General features: G+C 46.4%; 21 protein-coding genes. 20 read left to right on the top strand and 1 reads right to left on the bottom strand.

All coding sequences use genetic code 11. The annotated features are described in order from the left end of the window. Nucleotides 1–29 precede the first annotated feature (29 nt). From rpsA to ACUC6J_RS14390, 12 genes are all read left to right on the top strand, one after another. Complete coding sequence (gene rpsA / locus ACUC6J_RS14445; RefSeq protein ID WP_013371699.1) at nt 30–1,256, top strand: 30S ribosomal protein S1; 1,227 nt, start codon at nt 30–32, stop codon at nt 1,254–1,256. A 147-nt stretch (nt 1,257–1,403) separates the two neighbouring features. Further along, nucleotides 1,404–2,726 carry a ribosome biogenesis GTPase Der gene (gene der, locus ACUC6J_RS14440; RefSeq protein ID WP_013371698.1) on the top strand — a complete coding sequence of 441 codons (1,323 nt, stop codon included), beginning with the start codon at nt 1,404–1,406 and terminating at the stop codon, nt 2,724–2,726. An 11-nt stretch (nt 2,727–2,737) separates the two neighbouring features. Beyond that, nucleotides 2,738–3,346, top strand: coding sequence for a glycerol-3-phosphate 1-O-acyltransferase PlsY (gene plsY / locus ACUC6J_RS14435; RefSeq protein WP_013371697.1), 609 nt, complete (start codon nt 2,738–2,740; stop codon nt 3,344–3,346). After that, nucleotides 3,339–4,379, top strand: coding sequence for an NAD(P)H-dependent glycerol-3-phosphate dehydrogenase (locus tag ACUC6J_RS14430; protein ID WP_013371696.1), 1,041 nt, complete (start codon nt 3,339–3,341; stop codon nt 4,377–4,379). The genes plsY and ACUC6J_RS14430 overlap by 8 nt, the downstream gene beginning before the upstream one ends. A 166-nt stretch (nt 4,380–4,545) precedes the next feature. Beyond that, nucleotides 4,546–4,821, top strand: coding sequence for a stage VI sporulation protein F (locus ACUC6J_RS14425; protein ID WP_016822222.1), 276 nt, complete (start codon nt 4,546–4,548; stop codon nt 4,819–4,821). A gap of 178 nt (nt 4,822–4,999) precedes the next feature. Continuing rightward, nucleotides 5,000–5,650 carry a hypothetical protein gene (locus ACUC6J_RS14420; RefSeq protein WP_447249024.1) on the top strand — a complete coding sequence of 217 codons (651 nt, stop codon included), beginning with the start codon at nt 5,000–5,002 and terminating at the stop codon, nt 5,648–5,650. A 42-nt stretch (nt 5,651–5,692) separates the two neighbouring features. Continuing rightward, entirely contained in the window at nt 5,693–6,043 is a 351-nt protein-coding gene (locus tag ACUC6J_RS14415) for a 2Fe-2S iron-sulfur cluster-binding protein (RefSeq protein WP_447249023.1), read from the top strand. Nucleotides 6,044–6,464: 421 nt separating this feature from the next. Beyond that, a complete protein-coding gene (gene spoIVA / locus ACUC6J_RS14410; protein ID WP_017427540.1) occupies nt 6,465–7,943 on the top strand; it encodes a stage IV sporulation protein A in 1,479 nt (492 codons plus the stop codon). A 167-nt stretch (nt 7,944–8,110) separates the two neighbouring features. Beyond that, the gene (locus ACUC6J_RS14405) at nt 8,111–9,226 is read left to right on the top strand and encodes a sugar ABC transporter substrate-binding protein (RefSeq protein WP_019687870.1); all 1,116 of its coding nucleotides are present in this window, start codon (nt 8,111–8,113) and stop codon (nt 9,224–9,226) included. Nucleotides 9,227–9,299: 73 nt separating this feature from the next. Continuing rightward, on the top strand, nt 9,300–10,817 hold the full coding sequence (locus ACUC6J_RS14400) for a sugar ABC transporter ATP-binding protein (RefSeq protein WP_447249022.1): 1,518 nt from the start codon (nt 9,300–9,302) through the stop codon (nt 10,815–10,817). Further along, on the top strand, nt 10,814–11,800 hold the full coding sequence (locus tag ACUC6J_RS14395) for an ABC transporter permease (protein WP_016822216.1): 987 nt from the start codon (nt 10,814–10,816) through the stop codon (nt 11,798–11,800). Before ACUC6J_RS14400 ends, ACUC6J_RS14395 begins: the two co-directional genes overlap by 4 nt. A gap of 248 nt (nt 11,801–12,048) precedes the next feature. Beyond that, nucleotides 12,049–12,321 (top strand): HU family DNA-binding protein, encoded by a 273-nt coding sequence (locus ACUC6J_RS14390; RefSeq protein WP_014599981.1) that lies wholly within the window; start codon nt 12,049–12,051, stop codon nt 12,319–12,321. 71 nt (nt 12,322–12,392) lie between these two features. Here ACUC6J_RS14390 and ACUC6J_RS14385 read toward each other — a convergent pair whose 3' ends face one another. Beyond that, complete coding sequence (locus ACUC6J_RS14385) at nt 12,393–12,566, bottom strand: hypothetical protein (RefSeq protein WP_016822215.1); 174 nt, start codon at nt 12,564–12,566, stop codon at nt 12,393–12,395. Nucleotides 12,567–12,721: 155 nt separating this feature from the next. Between ACUC6J_RS14385 and mtrB the strand changes: the two genes are divergently transcribed. From mtrB to ACUC6J_RS14345, 8 genes are all read left to right on the top strand, one after another. Beyond that, complete coding sequence (gene mtrB / locus ACUC6J_RS14380) at nt 12,722–12,952, top strand: trp RNA-binding attenuation protein MtrB (RefSeq protein ID WP_025365133.1); 231 nt, start codon at nt 12,722–12,724, stop codon at nt 12,950–12,952. 98 nt (nt 12,953–13,050) lie between these two features. After that, on the top strand, nt 13,051–13,602 hold the full coding sequence (locus ACUC6J_RS14375) for a hypothetical protein (protein ID WP_123797338.1): 552 nt from the start codon (nt 13,051–13,053) through the stop codon (nt 13,600–13,602). Between the two features lie 116 nt (nt 13,603–13,718). After that, a complete protein-coding gene (locus tag ACUC6J_RS14370) occupies nt 13,719–14,588 on the top strand; it encodes a heptaprenyl diphosphate synthase component 1 (protein WP_090890166.1) in 870 nt (289 codons plus the stop codon). A gap of 9 nt (nt 14,589–14,597) precedes the next feature. Further along, on the top strand, nt 14,598–15,326 hold the full coding sequence (locus ACUC6J_RS14365) for a demethylmenaquinone methyltransferase (protein WP_447249021.1): 729 nt from the start codon (nt 14,598–14,600) through the stop codon (nt 15,324–15,326). After that, a complete protein-coding gene (locus tag ACUC6J_RS14360) occupies nt 15,319–16,191 on the top strand; it encodes a UbiA-like polyprenyltransferase (protein ID WP_016822211.1) in 873 nt (290 codons plus the stop codon). Before ACUC6J_RS14365 ends, ACUC6J_RS14360 begins: the two co-directional genes overlap by 8 nt. After that, nucleotides 16,191–16,850, top strand: a complete 660-nt coding sequence (locus ACUC6J_RS14355) for a UbiX family flavin prenyltransferase (protein WP_242211021.1) — start codon at nt 16,191–16,193, stop codon at nt 16,848–16,850. Before ACUC6J_RS14360 ends, ACUC6J_RS14355 begins: the two co-directional genes overlap by 1 nt. Beyond that, nucleotides 16,807–17,673, top strand: a complete 867-nt coding sequence (locus tag ACUC6J_RS14350; RefSeq protein ID WP_447249020.1) for a menaquinone biosynthetic enzyme MqnA/MqnD family protein — start codon at nt 16,807–16,809, stop codon at nt 17,671–17,673. The genes ACUC6J_RS14355 and ACUC6J_RS14350 overlap by 44 nt, the downstream gene beginning before the upstream one ends. Then, nucleotides 17,670–18,644 carry a polyprenyl synthetase family protein gene (locus tag ACUC6J_RS14345; RefSeq protein ID WP_107733426.1) on the top strand — a complete coding sequence of 325 codons (975 nt, stop codon included), beginning with the start codon at nt 17,670–17,672 and terminating at the stop codon, nt 18,642–18,644. The genes ACUC6J_RS14350 and ACUC6J_RS14345 overlap by 4 nt, the downstream gene beginning before the upstream one ends. Nucleotides 18,645–18,731: the final 87 nt, after the last annotated feature.

The following is an 18,731-nucleotide window of genomic DNA, read 5'->3' as shown; positions in this document are numbered from 1 at the left end:
GGTTTTTTTGAATTGAGGAGGGTATTGACATGTCGGAAGAAATTAAAAATCAAGAAGCTGCTGAAGCGGCAAATCAAGACGAGCTCGATCAAATCGTTTCCCTGAAAAAAGGTGACACCGTTAAGGGTACAATTGTGAAATTGGAAGATAACCAAGCGGTAGTAAGCATTGGATATAAATACGATGGAGTTATTCCAATTCGCGAATTGTCTTCTGGTCTGGACAATGCAGAAGAAGCAGTACAAGTAGGCCAAGAAGTTGAAGCTAGAATTATCAGCATCGACGACGGCAAGGAAAAACTTGTTCTGTCCAAACGTGCAATCGACAGTGAAAATGCTTGGGAAAAGTTGGAGCAACTGTTCGAAAGCAAAGAAGTATTTGAAGTTGTTGTGAATGATGTTGTTAAAGGCGGCATCGTAGTAGACGTGGGTCTGCGCGGATTCATCCCTGCATCCATGGTAGAACGCCATTTTGTTGAAGATTTCAGTGATTACAAAGGCCGCACATTGCGTGTTGTTGTAAAAGAACTGGATCGTGAAAACAACAAAGTGATCCTTTCCCAAAAAGACGTTCTGGAAGCAGAATTTGAAGCTAACAAGCTTAAAGTAATGGCTGAGCTGAAAGAAGGACAAGAAATCGTTGGTACGGTTCAACGTCTTACTCAGTTTGGTGCTTTCGTAGATGTTGGCGGAGTAGATGGTCTGGTTCACGTATCTGAAATTGCTTGGACTCATGTTGATAAGCCTTCTGATGCAGTTTCCGAAGGAGATCAAGTGAAAGTGAAAGTCTTGAAAGTAGATCCTGAAAAAGGAAAAATCAGCCTGAGCATGAAAGCTGCACAGCCTGGTCCTTGGGAATCGGCTGCTGGACAATTCAATAACAATGACATCGTAACTGGTGTTGTTAAACGTCTGGTTAACTTCGGTGCATTCGTTGAAATCGCTCCTGGTGTGGAAGGTTTGGTTCATATTTCTCAAATTTCCCACAAACACATTGGAACTCCACAAGAAGTTCTGGAAGAAGGACAAGAAGTTAAAGTTAAAATTCTTGAAATGAATCCTTCCGAAAAACGTGTTAGTCTGAGCATTAAAGAAACTGAGGAGGCTCCTGAAGCTGCTCCAAAAGCAGAAAGAGCACCACGTGCATCTCGCGCACCTCGTGAGGAACTGAATAATCCTAACGTTTCCCTCAACAACTCCGGACTGAGCATTACGCTTGGCGAGCGTTTTGGTGATAAGCTGAACAAATTTAAATGAGTTTAAATCAATACATTTTATAATAAGCATAACGTACACCATCGGCGGACCCAGAGGGTTCGCCGATTGTTGTTACGTCACTATATCGCCAATAGGTATGTTTTTTGCTATGATGATAGCGGAAGAATTGACAGGAGGAGTGAATTTATGGCAAGACCCGTTGTGGCTATCGTTGGTCGTCCGAATGTGGGTAAGTCCACGATTTTTAATCGGATTATCGGGGATCGTCTGTCCATCGTGGAAGATAAACCGGGAATCACTCGTGACCGTATTTACGGTATATCGGAGTGGAATGGTAAGTCCTTCAGTATTATTGACACTGGCGGCATTGAGATTGATGGTGAGGATGTTATTTTGAAGTCCATCCGTATGCAGGCCGAACTCGCAATAGAAGAAGCAGATGTTATTGTATTCATGAGCGATGCAAAAGCAGGAATAACGCAAGCGGATGAAGAGGTAGCTCAAATGCTGTATCGTTCGGGTAAACCGATCATCGTAGCAGTAAACAAGGTGGACAACCTCAGTCGCGCTGATCTGATCTATGAGTTTTATTCTTATGGATTTGGTGATCCAATTGCTGTTTCTGGTAGTCATGGTACAGGGATCGGTGATCTGTTGGATGCAATTACGTCCAATTTACCTGAACTAGAAGAAGATCATTATGATGAAGACGTTATACGTGTCGCTTTGATCGGACGTCCGAATGTAGGTAAATCTTCACTCGTTAATGCCATTCTAGGAGAAGAACGGGTTATCGTTAGTGACATTGCTGGTACAACGCGTGACGCAATTGACACGCCTTTTGAAAAAGACGGTCAAAAGTATGTACTGATTGATACGGCAGGTATGCGTAAACGTGGTAAAGTATACGAAACCACAGAAAAATATAGTGTAATGCGAGCGATGCGTGCGATTGAGCGTGCAGATGTTGTACTGGTCGTTATTAACGGCGAGGAAGGCATCATTGAGCAGGATAAACACATTGCTGGCTATGCTTATGAAGCGGGTAAAGCCTCGTTGTTTGTCGTTAATAAATGGGATGTCGTAGATAAAGACGATAAAACGATGCATCAGTTTGAGACTAAAATCCGTGATCACTTTCTGTTCATGACCTATGCTCCGATTGTGTTCTTGTCTGCAAAGACAAAGCAACGTCTGCAAAAGTTGCTTCCAGTTGTACAGCATGTGGCACAGCAGCATGTCATGCGTATTCAGACACATCTGCTGAACGATGTCATTTCCGATGCGGTTGCCATCAATCCACCGCCAACAGACAAGGGCCGTCGTCTGCGTATTAACTATGTGACTCAGGTTGCTGTTAAACCGCCTACGATGGTTGTATTCGTAAATGATCCAGAGATAATGCACTTCTCTTATGAGCGTTATCTGGAGAACAAAATTCGCGCCGCCTTTAATTTTGAAGGAACTCCAATTCGAATATTTACACGGCGCAAGTCTGACGAAAGTTAGGAGCGAATAGGTTGATTTTACAGATCGTTGCCATCGTACTCAGTTACTTGCTTGGCTCTGTCAGCTTTAGTTTGCTGTATGGAAAATTAAAAGGAATCGACATTCGCCAGCATGGAAGCGGCAATGCCGGTGCGACGAATACGCTGCGCGTGCTTGGAAAAGGCCCAGCTATTCTGGTACTGCTGCTGGACGTACTTAAAGGGGTTATTGCGGTGCTGATAGGGCACTGGTTGGGTGGAGAATCATCCTGGTTACCGGGTTTGTGTGGCATAGCGGCGATTGCGGGCCATAACTGGCCGGTATATTTTCACTTTCGCGGAGGCAAAGGGATTGCGACTGCCATTGGTGTATTGGCATCTCTTGCCTTGCTGCCGGCATTATATGCCGGAATCATTGCGATACTTGCGATCGTAATAACGCGTTATGTATCCTTGGGATCACTAATTTTTGTCATTTTGACCCCTTGGATATTACTCGTACTTGGTTATGCTTGGCCGTTATTTTGGACGGCTCTAATCATTTGCCTGTTCGCTGTGTGGAGACACCGTACTAACATAGTCAAGTTGGCACGGGGAAATGAGAATAAGCTTGGCTCCAAAGGAGGAGATCGTCTTGTCTGAGAAAATAGCTGTGCTGGTGGCAGGGAGTTGGGGAACAGCCTTAGCTTCCGTACTTGCGACCAATAACAACGATGTCTCTGTCTGGACGAGAAGCGAACAACAAGCTGCTGAGATCAATGAGAAGCATACGAATGAGCATTATTTACCAGGCTCTATTTTGTCTGATCGCATTTCAGCTACAACGGATATGCAGACTGCGGTATCTGGAGCTAAAGCGGTGATCATCGTATCTCCTTCGTCTGCCGCTCGGCAGGTTGCACGTAGTCTGAAGGCTCATTTCACCAAGGATATGCTGGTAGTACATGCCATTAAGGGTTTTGAAACAGAGACACTCAAGCGTATGTCCACGGTGATCTCGGAAGAGCTGGAAATCGCGGAGGATGATATTGCCGTGCTGTCAGGCCCGAGTCATGCGGAGGAAGTGGTGAAGAAATGTCCTACAACGGTTGTTGTAGCTTCTTCCAATGAGAAGGCTGCTCAGGCTGCCCAGGGGCTGTTCATGAACTCTTATTTCCGCGTCTATACAAACCGTGATTTACTCGGTGTAGAACTGTCCGGTGCTTTAAAAAATATTATTGCACTGGGCGCGGGAATGTCGGATGGACTTGGCTTCGGTGATAATGCCAAAGCGGCTTTGTTGACCCGTGGATTGGCTGAGATTACCCGTGCCGGAGTTGAGATGGGGGCTAATCCATTAACCTTTGCCGGACTCGCTGGTATAGGCGATTTAGTTGTGACTGCAACGAGTCGTCACAGCCGCAACTGGCGTGCAGGTTCATTATTGGGACAGGGCCAACAGCTTGATGCCGTACTGGAATCTATGGGAATGGTCGTAGAGGGGATTCGTACGACAAAAGCAGCATACGCTATCTCACAAAAATTGGGTGTGCAAATGCCTATTACAGAGGTGTTGTATGGAGTGCTGTTTGAAGGACGTGACGTCCGCAAAGCCGTTGAGGCATTAATGGGTCGCGATCCGAAAACCGAGATGGAAGTCATGCCGCTTCAAACTTGGGAGCAATGGCATTCATAAGAGTACAGAGGAGCTTCTAAAGTATAAAGGTTGTCTCATGAGTAGATCTTTCTACGATGAGATAGCCTTTTTTAGTTAGGCGTTTGGCATGTCTTTTGTATGCTTAATCACCTTTTGTCTCCGTCACTCATAGACTGAGTTGAGCAATGGCGGAGGAGGGGAGATTGTGAGTAAAAACTTTCCGAAAGATGCATTGAAGGCCATTAACAAAAAAGGCGGAAAAAACATATCCGAAAATGCAGTGAAAAAGCTGGCAGGCACGGTAAAGCCGGACACGCTTCAAAGTGAAGCGCAGTTGCGTCAGCTTATAAAACAGGTGTCTGCGATGGCTAACATTCCGGTATCGGAAGATACAGTCAGGGATATTGTCGGAGCCGTCAAAAAGAGTGGAATGAATCCTTCCAATATGGAAGCGTTAATGAAAATGATGATGAAAAAATAAAACACTGGCCGTACGATGGTTCGTTTTATTCACCGTGAACCGGGAAGGTTCGCGGTTTTTTTTATATTTTGAGGCAGTAAAGTGCTTTTTCAGTACACAAAATGTCGAACTGCCATGTCGAACATGTTATAATGATGCCCATCAGGAAACGGGTGGAAAGACAGCAAAGGAGGAAACGATGTTGAAGGAGGCAATATCATCAGTGTTAGTGGACAGGCTTCCTCACGATCTGGCAGTTGCGCTGGGTAGCTTGACTGAGAGCTGGTCAGCGGTGTCGGTTCCGTGGATGCTGGGGGGAAGCTGTGCACTACTTGTGCAAGAAGTTGAACTGGATCGTCTGCCTCGGGACATTGATATTTATGCGGATATTCATGCCGCAAAGCTATTACACGCGCACTCGCCAGGTGTGAGTATAGATCAACAGCAGGTTGACCGTAGCGGATCTTACGTTTCTTTGCTAAGCCACTATGAACTGGAGGGATTTCCAGTCGAATTGGTGGGAGGATTTGAGGTTTTATGTGATGGAGCTTTATATCGCTTAGAGGTCGAGCGGCTACTCTGGTCGGCTGGGATTCAGCTTGATCTGGAAAATACCTCATTGCGTTTGATGCCTCTCAGTCACGAGTTGCTATTCAATCTGTTGCGAAATCGTCCTGACCGCTATCAAGCGATTGCAGATGTCATGAAGCGAGACCCACAACAACACATAGGGATACTAACACAGCTATTGGTCCGTAACATTTGGAATAAGGAGCAGTTGGGCAAGCTTATAGAGCTTCTCCCTTGGCCAGAACTTCACTCCATAATCGGGATGAGTAATGAAATATAGGTTGCGTGCGTATTAAGAGAAAAGGTGAATGGAGGACCGTTCATGAATGTGCAGATTACGTTCAAGCCGTCAGGCAAGCGCGTACAAGTCGGTCAGGGCACGTCATTGCTCGAGGCTGCCCGTAAAGCAGGTGTATACATTCCTACACGTTGTGATGGAAAAGCAGCCTGTCTGATGTGTAAGGTAGAGATAGCACCGGAACGGGCTGAGCTCGCAGGTCGTCCTAACGATGCAGAGCGGCGTAAGCTGGGACCCTTACTGAATGAAGGAATACGGTTATCCTGCCAGACACGTGTTCAAGGTGATATGGAGGTAACCATACCGGAGGATAGACTCAAAGCAGCTATTAGACGTCAACTGGAGCGTCAAGCGCTGGATGACGAGCTGTGGTAATATCGATTTTAATAATTAGAACAAGAAAAGGATATTTCTCAACGGCTAGAACCGGTCAGAGAAATATCCTTTTTTTATTTAGGTCTAGCAACAAAGTCATGGGGAAATCTTGCTGTGCATATATTAGGTGAGTGGACCCAAACGTAAAATATCGTTCCTGCAATGATCACGGTGACGTAATCTATTTTTAAAAAACTAAACATATTTTACGGAGGGGATACATATGATGGTATCAGTCCAAATGCATGTACGAGTTTACGCCGTTTCGCCGATTCCATCAGTCTCCTGAATCTCGGCGGCGGACGACTTCCGGGCATTTTAAAGGCTGTTCTGCCGCATCTGGGATCAAGCAGTTGGTTGAACACGAAGCGGATGCTCTTTAAGCATTTTTCCTTCGGAGACTTTTGAGGAGGGGATTTCATTGGAGAAAGTGGACATTTTTAAAGACATTGCCGAACGCACCGGAGGAGACATCTATCTTGGGGTCGTCGGCGCAGTCCGAACAGGAAAATCAACGTTTATCAAGCGGTTTATGGAAACGATTGTACTGCCCAACATTACGAGTGAGGCGGACCGTGCCCGCGCCGTAGACGAGTTGCCGCAAAGTGCGGCAGGGAAGACGATCATGACGACGGAACCTAAATTCGTACCGAATAATGCCGTCCAGATCAAAGTAACGGAAGGACTGGACGTGAATGTACGTCTGGTTGACTGTGTGGGATATGCAGTAGAAGGTGCAAAAGGCTACGAGGATGAAAATGGTCCAAGGATGATCTCTACACCATGGTTTGAAGAACCCATTCCTTTTCAGGAAGCGGCAGAAATCGGTACACGTAAGGTTATTCAAGAACATTCGACACTTGGTGTGGTAGTCACCACAGACGGCACCATTGCTGAAATCCCGCGTAGCTCTTATGTAGAGTCGGAGGAACGCGTCATTGAAGAGTTGAAGGAAGTTGGCAAGCCATTTGTTCTGGTTATCAACTCCACGCATCCACGCAGTGATGAAACACTCCAACTTCGCAGTGAACTGGCTGCCAAGTATGATATTCCAGTCATGACACTCAGCGCGGCGACCATGACGGAAGATGATGTTACGGGTGTACTTCGTGAAGTATTGTATGAATTCCCGGTGCATGAGGTGAATGTGAACCTGCCGAGCTGGGTTATGGTATTGAACGAAAATCACTGGCTGCGTAGCAACTATGAAAATTCCGTTCGTGATACGGTTAAAGATATTCGACGCCTGCGTGATGTAGATCGGGTGGTCAGCCAGTTTATGGAGTATGAGTTCATCGATAGAGCCGGATTAAGCGGTATGAATATGGGGCAGGGCGTAGCGGAAATTGATTTGTATGCGCCTGATGAGCTGTATGACCAGATTTTGGTTGAAGTCGTTGGGGTAGAGATTCGTGGCAAGGATCATTTGCTACAAATGATGCAGGATTTTGCCCACGCTAAACGTGAATATGACCGCTTTGCCGAGGCTCTGGAAATGGTCAAGACAACAGGTTATGGTATTGCAGCTCCGTCACTGGCCGAGATGGCACTGGACGAACCGCAGTTGATTCGACAAGGTACAAGATTTGGCGTGAGGCTTAAAGCGACAGCCCCTTCCATTCACATGATTCGTGTCGATGTGGAATCGGAATTTGCTCCGATTATCGGAACAGAGAAGCAAAGTGAGGAGCTCGTACGCTACCTGATGCAAGATTTTGAGAATGATCCAATCAAAATCTGGGAATCTGACATTTTCGGACGTTCGCTGCATTCTATTGTGCGTGAAGGTATTCAAGGCAAGATTGCCATGATGCCGGACAATGCACGCTACAAGCTTCAAGAAACGCTGGGTCGCATTATTAACGAAGGTTCTGGTGGTCTTATTGCTATCATTCTTTAAGGCTAAGCCATAACCAAAATATGTAAGGGGAATACCGTAGAGAGCTGACTGCTCTTTGCGGTATTTTTTTATATTGAATAAAACCTATTTACATACTTGGTTTAACGCGATATATTAAGTATCAAATTTGAAACATATTAGTGGATCGAACGAGGGGGAAACAAATCATGTATATCCAAAAAGGGCTCCAAAAAAACAAGAAGCTAGGGCTCGGAGCCATCATGCTACTGGTGCTGATTATACTGGTCACAGCATGTGGCGCGCCGAAAACAGAGAACGGCGCTCAAGGGACAAGCACTGCAGGAACGAGTACAGGAGACGGAAAAACAGATAGTTCGAATCTAAAGGGTAAACGGGTTGCTTTGATCATGGAGTTTAATACAGGTACGTTTTCGCAGCAGTATGTTCAAGGTGTGGAAGATGAGGTTAAGAAATTTGGCGGTACGCTGACCAAGTTTGTTGCCAATAACGATAAGGCTAAAATGGCTTCTTTGCTAGATAGTGCGATTAACCAGCAGTTTGATGTTATTTTGACTGACCACGGTGACGCATTGCTGGAGCCAGGACTTAAAAAAGCAATTTCCCGCAATATTCCGGTTATCGTGTTCGATGCCGCCGTCAATGTTCCGGGTGCGGTAGTGCTTTCACAGGATGATCAAAGCATGGCAGAGCTGACGCTTGAGCAAATGAAAAAGGACATCGGTGGCAAAGGAAACATTGTGAAGGTATGGGTTGCTGGGTTTGCGCCAATGGAGCGCCGTCAGGTTGCTTATGACGCATTTTTGAAAGCCAATCCAGATATTAAAGAGATTGCAACTTTTGGTTCGGCTCAGAATCCTGCTTTGGATACGCAAGCCAAAATGGAAGCAGTGCTAAAGCAATATCCTAAGGGTGAAATTACAGCAGTGTGGGCGGCTTGGGATGAATTTGCCAAAGGTGCAGCTCGTGCGATACAACAAGCTGGGCGTACGGAAATTAAAGTTTATGGGATTGATATGAGTGATGAAGATTTGCAAATGATTCAGGACCCGAAAAACCCGTGGGTGGCTTCAGCAGCCGTAGATCCAACAGATATCGGGCGCGTACAAGTGCGCTATGCATACCAGAAGTTGCATGGGGATAACCCTGAGGAGAAAGTTGTGCTGAAGGCAGTATATGTACAGCGCGAAGAGTTGCCAGATAAGCAAATTTCCACATCCGAGTTGTCTCAATTTGTGAAAGGATGGGGCAAGAGTGAGCAGGGCTACAAGGATTGGATGAAGGAATATGAAACGTCCAAATAAAATGGATGCATAACGCAAATGCAAAGGCGCGCTTCGGCGCGCTTTTATCATAAGCGGGAGTGAGGGGACATTCATGAGTACACAAGTATATACATTGGAGATGAAGAACATCAGCAAACGGTTTGCTGGTGTAGATGCGCTGCGAGCCGTGGATTTTACGGTGCAGGGTGGTGAAATTCACGCTCTGCTAGGTGCCAACGGGGCAGGGAAAAGCACATTAATGAAAATCTTATCAGGTGCGTATCGTTTCGATCAGGGAGCGATCGTTGTGGATGGCAAGGAGCTGATTATTCGTTCACCGTGGGAAGCCAAAAGAGCCGGAATTCACTGCGTGTATCAAGAAGTCGATTCGGCACTTGTGCCTCAGTTAACCGTCGCTGAAAATATTGTAATGGACGATTTGTCTGCACCTAATGGTCGATGGTGGGCTGCACCAGCGTCCATGCGCAGGCGAGCACGTGAGGCATTAGCGCGTCTGGAGGTTGATATAGATGTACGACGATACGTGTCAGAATTGACGTTGGCAGAAAAGCAACTTGTACTCATCGCACGGATTTTGACACAGCGGGCGAATACTATCATTTTTGACGAGCCAACGGCACCGCTGAGCGAGGAAGAAACGAGGCGTTTGTTCCGCACCATTCATACCCTCAAGGATGCGGGAGTAGCATGTATTCTCATCACGCACCGATTGCCGGAGGTCATCGCGCACAGTGACCGTATTACGGTGATGCGTGATGGTGAGCGCGTGTTCTCGGGACCTGCTTCTGATTTAAATGTAGGCGACATTATCACGTATATGCTTGGGAAAACATTTGATGAGGAATTTCCGAAAACAGAGGTACCTATTGGTGAAACGGTATTGGAAGCAAAAGGACTCCGTAAGGGATTGCGAGTTCACGGCGTTGATTTGCAGGTCAGACGCGGTGAAATTCTCTCTATTGTGGGTTTGGTCGGTGCGGGCAAGACGGAGTTGTCACGACTACTTACAGGGGCAGACAAGCCCGATGTGGGGAAGCTGACCTTCAAGGGGCGCTTCATTCGTATGCGTGAGCCAGCGGACGCGGTAGCTCAAGGAATTGTGTCCATACCCGAGGAGCGGCGTAAGCAGGGGGTCTTGATTGAGGAGAGCGTGGAACGAAACCTTAGTCTTCCGCTCTTGGGCAAGCTGAGTGTCCTGGGTTTCATCAGTCGGCATAAAGAACGTAATAACGCTAATGGGGTTGTCGCCTCTCTTGGTATTAAGACGCCTTCACTGCGCCAGAACGTTAAGTATTTGAGCGGTGGGAATCAGCAAAAGGTTGCGATAGGAAAATGGCTTCATTCCGGTGCGGATGTATTCGTTTTTGACGAGCCAACCAAGGGTGTGGATATAGGGGCAAAAAGTGATATTTTCCGTATCATCGGAGAATTGGCTGCACAAGGAAAAGCAATCATTTATCTTACCTGTGAATTCGCGGAAGGTATAGGCATTGGTGATCGGATAGCAGTCATGTATGACGGTAAAATAATAAGGGAATTTGCGCGAGGCGAAGTCGAACAGGAACAGCTTCTGTTGTACGCCAGCGGTGGTGAAGAGGTGCATTCATGAAGGAAAAATGGTTAAATGTCTCGTTTCGTTACGGTGCTGTAGTTGTCATTATAGGTGTGTTGGCGTTTTTCTCAGCCACATTACCTTATTTCTGGACGTATGATAATTTGATGGATATTCTTGGCTCCATTGCGATTGTGACTTTCGTGGCCATTGGTGTGACGTTATCACTTATTGTAGACGGTTTTGACCTGTCGGTTGGTGCAACGGTATCCTTGACGACGGTCGTCTCAGCCTCGTTGATGGTCTGGTATGAACAGCCTGTTGCAGTGGTTATTATTGTATCTCTGATTGTTGGAGCTTTGGTTGGGCTGTTGAATTCACTTTTGATTATTAAACTGCGTATCCCCGATTTGCTCGCAACTCTAGCCATTATGTATATCGTTAGCGGGATTCACCAAACATACGCACAAGGCTATACCATCTACAATCATATGCAGTTTCCTGATGGCAGCAAGGCGCCAGGCGAGATATCTCCAGCATTTCTTTTACTGGGGCAGGGTAAATGGTTGGGTATCCCGATTTCGGTTATTTTACTGTTGCTAGCTGTGGCAGCGGTGCATGTTTTCTTGACCTACACAAAGCACGGGCGTCAAATGTATGTAACTGGCGGGAATGAGGAGGCTGCTCGTCTGTCAGGTATACGGGTAAAAAAGGTCCGTACACTGGCCTATATTGCTTCAGGCGTATTTGCGGCAATTGCCGGTATTTTATATGCCTCGCGTGTAGGCTCGGGTCAAATTGACGCTGGCTCTCCCTTACTTATGGAGGCAGTAGCTGCAGTATTCGTCGGCTTTTCAGTGTTTGGTGCGGGTAAACCCAATGTTATTGGTACATTTATTGGTGCGGTGTTAATCGGCGTATTAGTTAATGGACTGACCATGATGAATGTGCAATATTTTGCCCATGACATTGTCAAAGGAGTAGTGCTGGTGCTTGCGCTGGCTGTTACTTTTTACGTACTGAACCGTCGTCGTACTTGAAATTGTCTGTCGACTGTATTACTATAAACCTTGTTCCACGCAAGAAGGGTGCCATAAAACGCCAGTTTCGGCCTATATGGCGGTGGTTAGGTATATTATATGTATATTTAACGACGAAACGGAAACAGATGATAACATTATGGAAGGCAGTATGCCGCCCGGGTTATTTTATACAGGCGACTTCATTATCGGTGGAGCACACCGATAACCTTAATGCTGGACTACACTTGAATTGGGAGGTGAATATGTTGAATAAAACGGATTTGATCAATCAGGTTTCTGAGAGCACTGAATTGTCCAAAAAGGACGTAACCAAAGCAATCGATGCAGTATTTGAAGCGATCGCTGGAGCACTGCAAAACGGAGACAAGGTACAACTGGTAGGTTTCGGGAACTTTGAGGTTCGTGAACGTTCCGCACGTAAAGGACGTAACCCGCAAACAGGAGAAGAAATCGAAATCCCTGCGAGCAAAATTCCGGCATTCAAACCGGGTAAAGCGCTCAAAGACGGAATTAAATAAGATTTCTTACATATTCCCAATGCGCTGAAAGGACCGTGAATTTGATTCACGGCCTTTTCTTTTTGTCCTATTTACTTTGTGGTAGAGGTGCTATGGACTGAAGAAGAGGAAGGTGTCTTGCCGTTTCGCGAGGCATAAGCAATCAGCACCAGGGGTTCACCTGTCAGCTCGGCAAATTCATGTTCCAGCCGTTGAAGCTGCTCTATCTGAGCAGGACTGAGATTGGCGGGACGATAGTTTTCCATCCGATCCGTTCCTTTCGTTAATAGATGGGACTGCACAGATAGTATGGCACAGGAAGCACTAATTGTTGCAGGCGCGAGGAAAGCATGTAGTTGACAAAACAATCTTAAATCTCCATCATAAAAATATAGCTTCGGCTCTCAGGGAGGAAAAGGACATGGAAGATAACGTGACGGGCAGCAGTGAGTACGTCGTAATTAAAGCAAAAAGCAACGGATGTCAGGTTTTTGGTCTGACCAGAGGTCAGGATACACGCCTGCATCATTCAGAAAAATTGGACAAGGGTGAGATACTGATCGTTCAATTTACGGATCATACTTCTGCCATCAAAATTCGCGGCAAGGCCGTGGTGATGACCAAGCACGGTGTTGTAGATACGGAGGAGTAAAATGCAGGCATAGCCTGCTTTTTTTTGTTGTACAATGAGAGTGAGGACCTTTACCGTAGCAAACCCACATTATGGGGTAGGGGTCAGGGGAGGCTCTGATGAAACCTTGGATTGCACTCGGTGGTTCCATTCTCATAACCGCCGCAGCAGCAATATTGCTGCCGTCCTTACAGATGCTGGACTCGGGTACCGCAGCAGTTCGTGAAACACAAGCAACAATCTCGCCCCAGCAACGAGTGTTGCTGACGGATGACAATCTGGTAGATACACTGAACGAGCTTCCATTGACCACACCGATTGCAAGTGCAAGCTGGGAACATTCTGTCCTGACTCTGGATGTTAAGCTGTCCAAGGAAGAAACCACACCTCTGGAGATTTATCAGAACATGGCGGAGCTTGCCGCCTTTAGCTTTTACGGAACGACGAATGTACGGCAATTGCTGTTGCGGGTGGTGACGCAGGACGAATGGTCAGGAGAACGCCATTTGCTGCTGGCATCCGATATACGCCGGAACGAGTGGACGAACGAGGCATTGGAACAACTTAGAAATCGGGAAGGCGCTGAACTGCCAGAAGATTTGAAATCTCGTTTCCGCATTACAGTAACGCCTATGTGGCAAAACAGGTTTAGCGGTGTATATACAAACTAGATGTTTCTACCGCTGGACCTACAGTACTTTAGTCGCGAATCATTTTAAATTGTGATATAATATAAGGCATTGCAATTATTTGAGTATACCAGAAAGTCATGGCTCGGAGGCTTAGGATGAAACCGTATCGCGTACCTCAATTAGCAAGGAAATATGTGGAATACGACATGATTCAACAACATACGGAAATGCCGGCTTTTCCTGACAGCCGTACCCGTTTGCTGTTTGAGTTTTTGAACCGGAATGCGCAAGGGCTGCATGCCAGTGAGGATGAACTGTACGCTTTGGTTACATCACTTGTGCAGATGGGACTGGATACGCATGATATGATTGATACTTTATCCGGTATACGAAGTCCGGAAGAGATGCGATCCAGACAGCTGAAAGTGTTAGCCGGTGACTACTTCAGTAGCCGTTTTTATCAGCTACTTGCACTGGCAGGCCGAATCGAGGCCATTTCGAAGCTGAGTGATGCTGTATGTGAAGTGAACGCAGGGAAAATGAGCTTATACTGGGAGATGAAGCATTATCGATTGAATGCCGCTCAGTATTTATCTCAGATGGTTTGCTTCAAACAGGAGCTTTTTTTATCATTGACTTCACTTATTGCAGAACAGGATCAGGAAGTCTGGAAGCAGCTTCTTAATGAATTCGCTCTCTGTGACACGCTGGTGGAGGAATGGGAGAAGCGGGCAGAGCCAGACAAGTCCCGTTTCGGATATATGTTCTGGCATATTTACGGTAACGGAGACCAGCATGAGCAGGCACTGCTTTCAGAGGGTGGTACTGAAACAGCAGTTTGGCGTAAGCTTGTGCTGAAATACAAAGCCGAGGATGCGATACTGGACAAGCTTCGCACGGCTGCTACACACATCCGGCAGACCCTGTCAGATGAACAAAACACGGGGATTGAGGAATTTGAATGCATGCTTGAGCCTTTCCTGAAGCTGCTAAACAGTTCGCACCCGGTTGTGAGGGAAGGTTAGGTGAACGTCATGGGATCAAGCGACACCAAGCCGAAAGAGCAATTCGTTCATGGCGTGTTTGAAAGTATAGCCGGTAAATACGATTTGATGAACGATATACTGAGCTTTCGCAGACATAAGGCTTGGCGGAAATTTACAATGAAAAAAATGAACATGCATCACGGCGATACGGCAATCGACCTTTGTTGTGGGACATGTGACTGGACGCTTGCGATGGCGCGTGCAAGTGAAAGTGGTCACATCGTAGGACTGGATTTTAGCCAGAACATGCTAAATGTTGGCGAGCGCAAGATTACATCAGAATCCCGCGAAAAGCAAATCAAGCTTGTTCAAGGCAACGCGATGGATCTACCTTTTGAAGACAATTCATTTGATTATGCGACGATTGGTTTCGGTCTTCGCAACGTACCTGATTTGCGCCGCGTGTTGCAGGAAATGCAACGTGTCGTCAAGCCTGGTGGGCAGGTCGTATGTTTGGAGTTGTCCAAACCTACTTGGCAGCCGTTCAAGGGAATTTACTACGCATATTTTCAACACATCTTGCCCATGCTCGGCAAATTGTTCGCCAAACGTTATGAGCAGTACAAATGGCTCCCTGATTCGTTGGCGCTTTTTCCAGGAAGGGATGAACTGGCTGACATCTTTCGTGAAGTCGGATTGAAGGATGTTCAGGCTCATTCTCTCACCGGAGGCATTGCGGCATTGCATATTGGAATCAAGGAGAGTCAGCATGTTTAAGAAAATTGCCATTTTTTTGGAAATGATTAAAATTGAACATACCTTATTTGCGCTCCCATTTGCATTTATGGGGGCTGTATTGGGGTCAGTTGTCGTGACGGACAACCTTCCCTCATGGCCGCAGATCGGTTGGATCTTGCTGGCTATGGTTGGCGCACGTAGCGCAGCCTTCGGCTTCAATCGTATGATTGACCGTGTGATTGACGGGAAAAATCCGCGTACAGCAGGACGCGCTATTCCGGCAGGGCTGCTCAAATCGAGCGAAGTGGTGATTTTCATCATCGTTAGCTTGTTGTTGTTATTTTGGGCCTCATTCAAGTTAAGTCCGCTGGCGTTCAAGCTGTTCCCGCTGGCCTTTTTTATGCTTGTTTTTTACTCTTACACCAAGCGTTTTACTTGGCTTTGCCACTTTGTACTTGGTTTGACCATTGGTTTGGCGCCGCTAGGCGCGTGGGTTGCAGTGACGGGACAAATGGATTTAACTGCTATCGTACTTTATCTCACGATTGCATTTTGGACCGCTGGCTTTGATGTTATTTATGCTTGTCAGGATATTGATTTTGACCAGAGCGAAGGGGTTTATTCTATTCCTGCCCGTTTTGGTGTAGCAGGTGCTCTGAACATCGCCCGTGTGTTCCATGTCATTACGGCGATCGGATTTATTGTGCTGTTCTTTATCGCAGATTTAAGCTGGTGGTATCTGGCGGGCATGATTATTTCATACATTATTTTATTTTATGAGCACTATATCGTATCTCCAAAAGATTTGAGTCGTTTGCAGACGGCATTCTTTACTATGAACGGTGTACTTAGCATTGTCGTATTTGCTTTTACACTGATTGATTTGGTGGTGCGTCAATACTAATGAATAATCAGGTGAGCAACCATCAAGGCAAACGAATCGTTATTGGCATTACAGGTGCGAGCGGAAGCATTTATGGTGTACGACTGGTAGAGACACTGCTGGACTTGCAGTATACAGTTCACCTGATTGTTTCTAATGCTGGCTGGCGGGTATTGAAAGAGGAGCTGGGCTGGAATGTGACCGACCGGGAAGGAGCTTTGAATGAACAATTCGGAGGCCGTCCCGGTTCTCTTGTATACCATCCGTTCACAGATATTGGAGCTTCAATAGCGAGTGGCTCTTATTTAGTAGATGCCATGATTATCATGCCCTGCTCGATGGGGACGTTGTCAGCAGTAGCCCACGGTTCGTCTGATAATCTCATGGCACGTGCAGCAGATGTGATGATGAAGGAAGGGCGTCCGCTAATCCTTGTGCCTCGTGAGACACCGCTGCATGCCATTCATTTGGAAAATATGCTTAAGCTTGCCAGACTCGGAGTCAAAATGATTCCGGCCATGCCAGCTTTTTATTTTCATCCAAAGACGCTGGATGATATTGTACTGTTCCTCGTAGGCAAAGTATTAGACAGCTTGCGTATAGAACATCAATTGTTTACGAGATGGGGGGATTCCGATGCCGGCACCGGACACCAAGACAATCACAATCGGAAAAATTAAATATACAAACGCTTGGCCTATTTTTCATTACTTTAATCCTTCAAAGCTTCTCCATTCGGCGGAGATGGTTTCCAAAGTTCCGGCTGAATTGAATCGAGGCATGCTGAACGGGAGTTTGGATATGAGTGCGATGTCTTCCTTTGCGTATGCATCAGGTGCTGAGGAAATGCTGCTGTTGCCCGATTTATCCGTTAGTGCAGACGGTCCAGTCCAATCCATTTTATTATTTTCACGCAAGCCGCTAAATGAAATCATTAACGGAACCATTGCACTGACGAATACTTCAGCCACATCGGTGAACTTGTTGAAAATTTTGATGCAAAAGGCATGGGAAGGCCAGCCTACTTACTTTGACTGTGAACCAGATCTTGATTTGATGCTGGAACAGGCAGATGCAGGGCTGCTGATTGGAGATCACGCGATCAAGGCTTCCTGGCGAAGTGAGGGCCTGTACGTAACCGACCTCGGGGAAGAGTGGAAACGCTGGACGGGCTATAGTATGACCTTTGCTGTATGGGCAGTTCGACGTGCTGTTGCTGCTCAGAATCCCGCTGCAGTGGCTGAAATTGCGAGTGCGTTCCGCGTAAGCAAACAGCGTAGTCTGTCTGACCTGACACCTGTTATTTCTGAAGCTTGCAAGGAAATTGGAGGTTCAGAAGATTATTGGGAGCGCTACTTTACGAATCTGTGTTATGATTTTGGAGAGAAGCAACAACAAGGTTTAGAGCTTTATTTTAAGTATGCATATGAACTGGGGCTGCTTGACCGACGAGTGAAGCCGCTTCTCTGGAGTGACAATACGCTGACACGGGTGAAAGAATGAAACGATTGGATTTGTTCGGTTTATTAAAAAAGGATATGAACTTCATAGAAGAAGAGCTGTACCGTAGCATTGACAGTAGGGAGCCGTTGATTAATGATACGTCGCTTCATCTACTTAAAGCAGGGGGCAAGCGTTTGCGTCCCGTATTTGTATTGCTGGGAGGCAAGTTTGGAGAATATGATCTGGACAAGCTCAAGCGCATAGCGGTACCTCTGGAACTGATTCATTCTGCCTCTCTCGTTCATGACGATGTGATTGACGATGCGGAAATGAGACGCGGCCAACCCACCGTGAAGTCCAAATGGGACAATCGGGTGGCTATGTACACCGGAGACTACATATATGCACGCGCACTATCTATTGCTGCTGGGCTGCCGAATCCCGATATTCACCGAGTGCTGTCTAAGGCGTTGGTGCAGATGTCGATTGGTGAAATGGAACAAATACGTGATTTTTTTAATGTGGATCAGAGTGTGCGCAATTACTTGCTTCGCATTCGGCGCAAAACGGCATTGTTGATTGCGGTCAGTTGCCAGTTGGGAGCTATGGCTGCAGGAGCACGGGAAAGAGTCAACTCTCTGTTGTACAGCTACGGCTATAACGTAGGTATGGCTTTTCAAATTCAGGATGATTTGCTTGATCTGTGTGGAACAGAAAAAAAGATCGGCAAGCCGCCAGGCAGTGATATGAGACAGGGCAATATTACTCTTCCGGTCATTTATGCGCTTGAACAACCCGAACTGCGGAATGATCTGCTGGCTGAAATTCGGCGAATTCAGGATGGGGACGGGCAAGGAGACGCCCGTAAAGCGGTGGATATGATCAAAAAAAGTGAAGGAATCACTAAAGCTGAAATTCTCGCCGACCGATATATTAATAAAGCGCTGAACGCGCTGGACTTACTACCAGATGTCAAAACAAAAAAGACGCTGCGCGATATTGCTCATTTTGTAACACGCCGTTCCTACTAAAGTTGTATTTTAGGTTTGCTGTGACAAAATACTTTAACCGTTTCCAATCTTTCTGTTACAATACAGATTAGTACTGTATAAATACAT

It is taken from the genome of Paenibacillus sp. JJ1683, from assembly GCF_053006485.1.
Note: the sequence above shows the minus strand (reverse complement) of the source record. Positions and strands in the feature narration are given on the sequence as shown.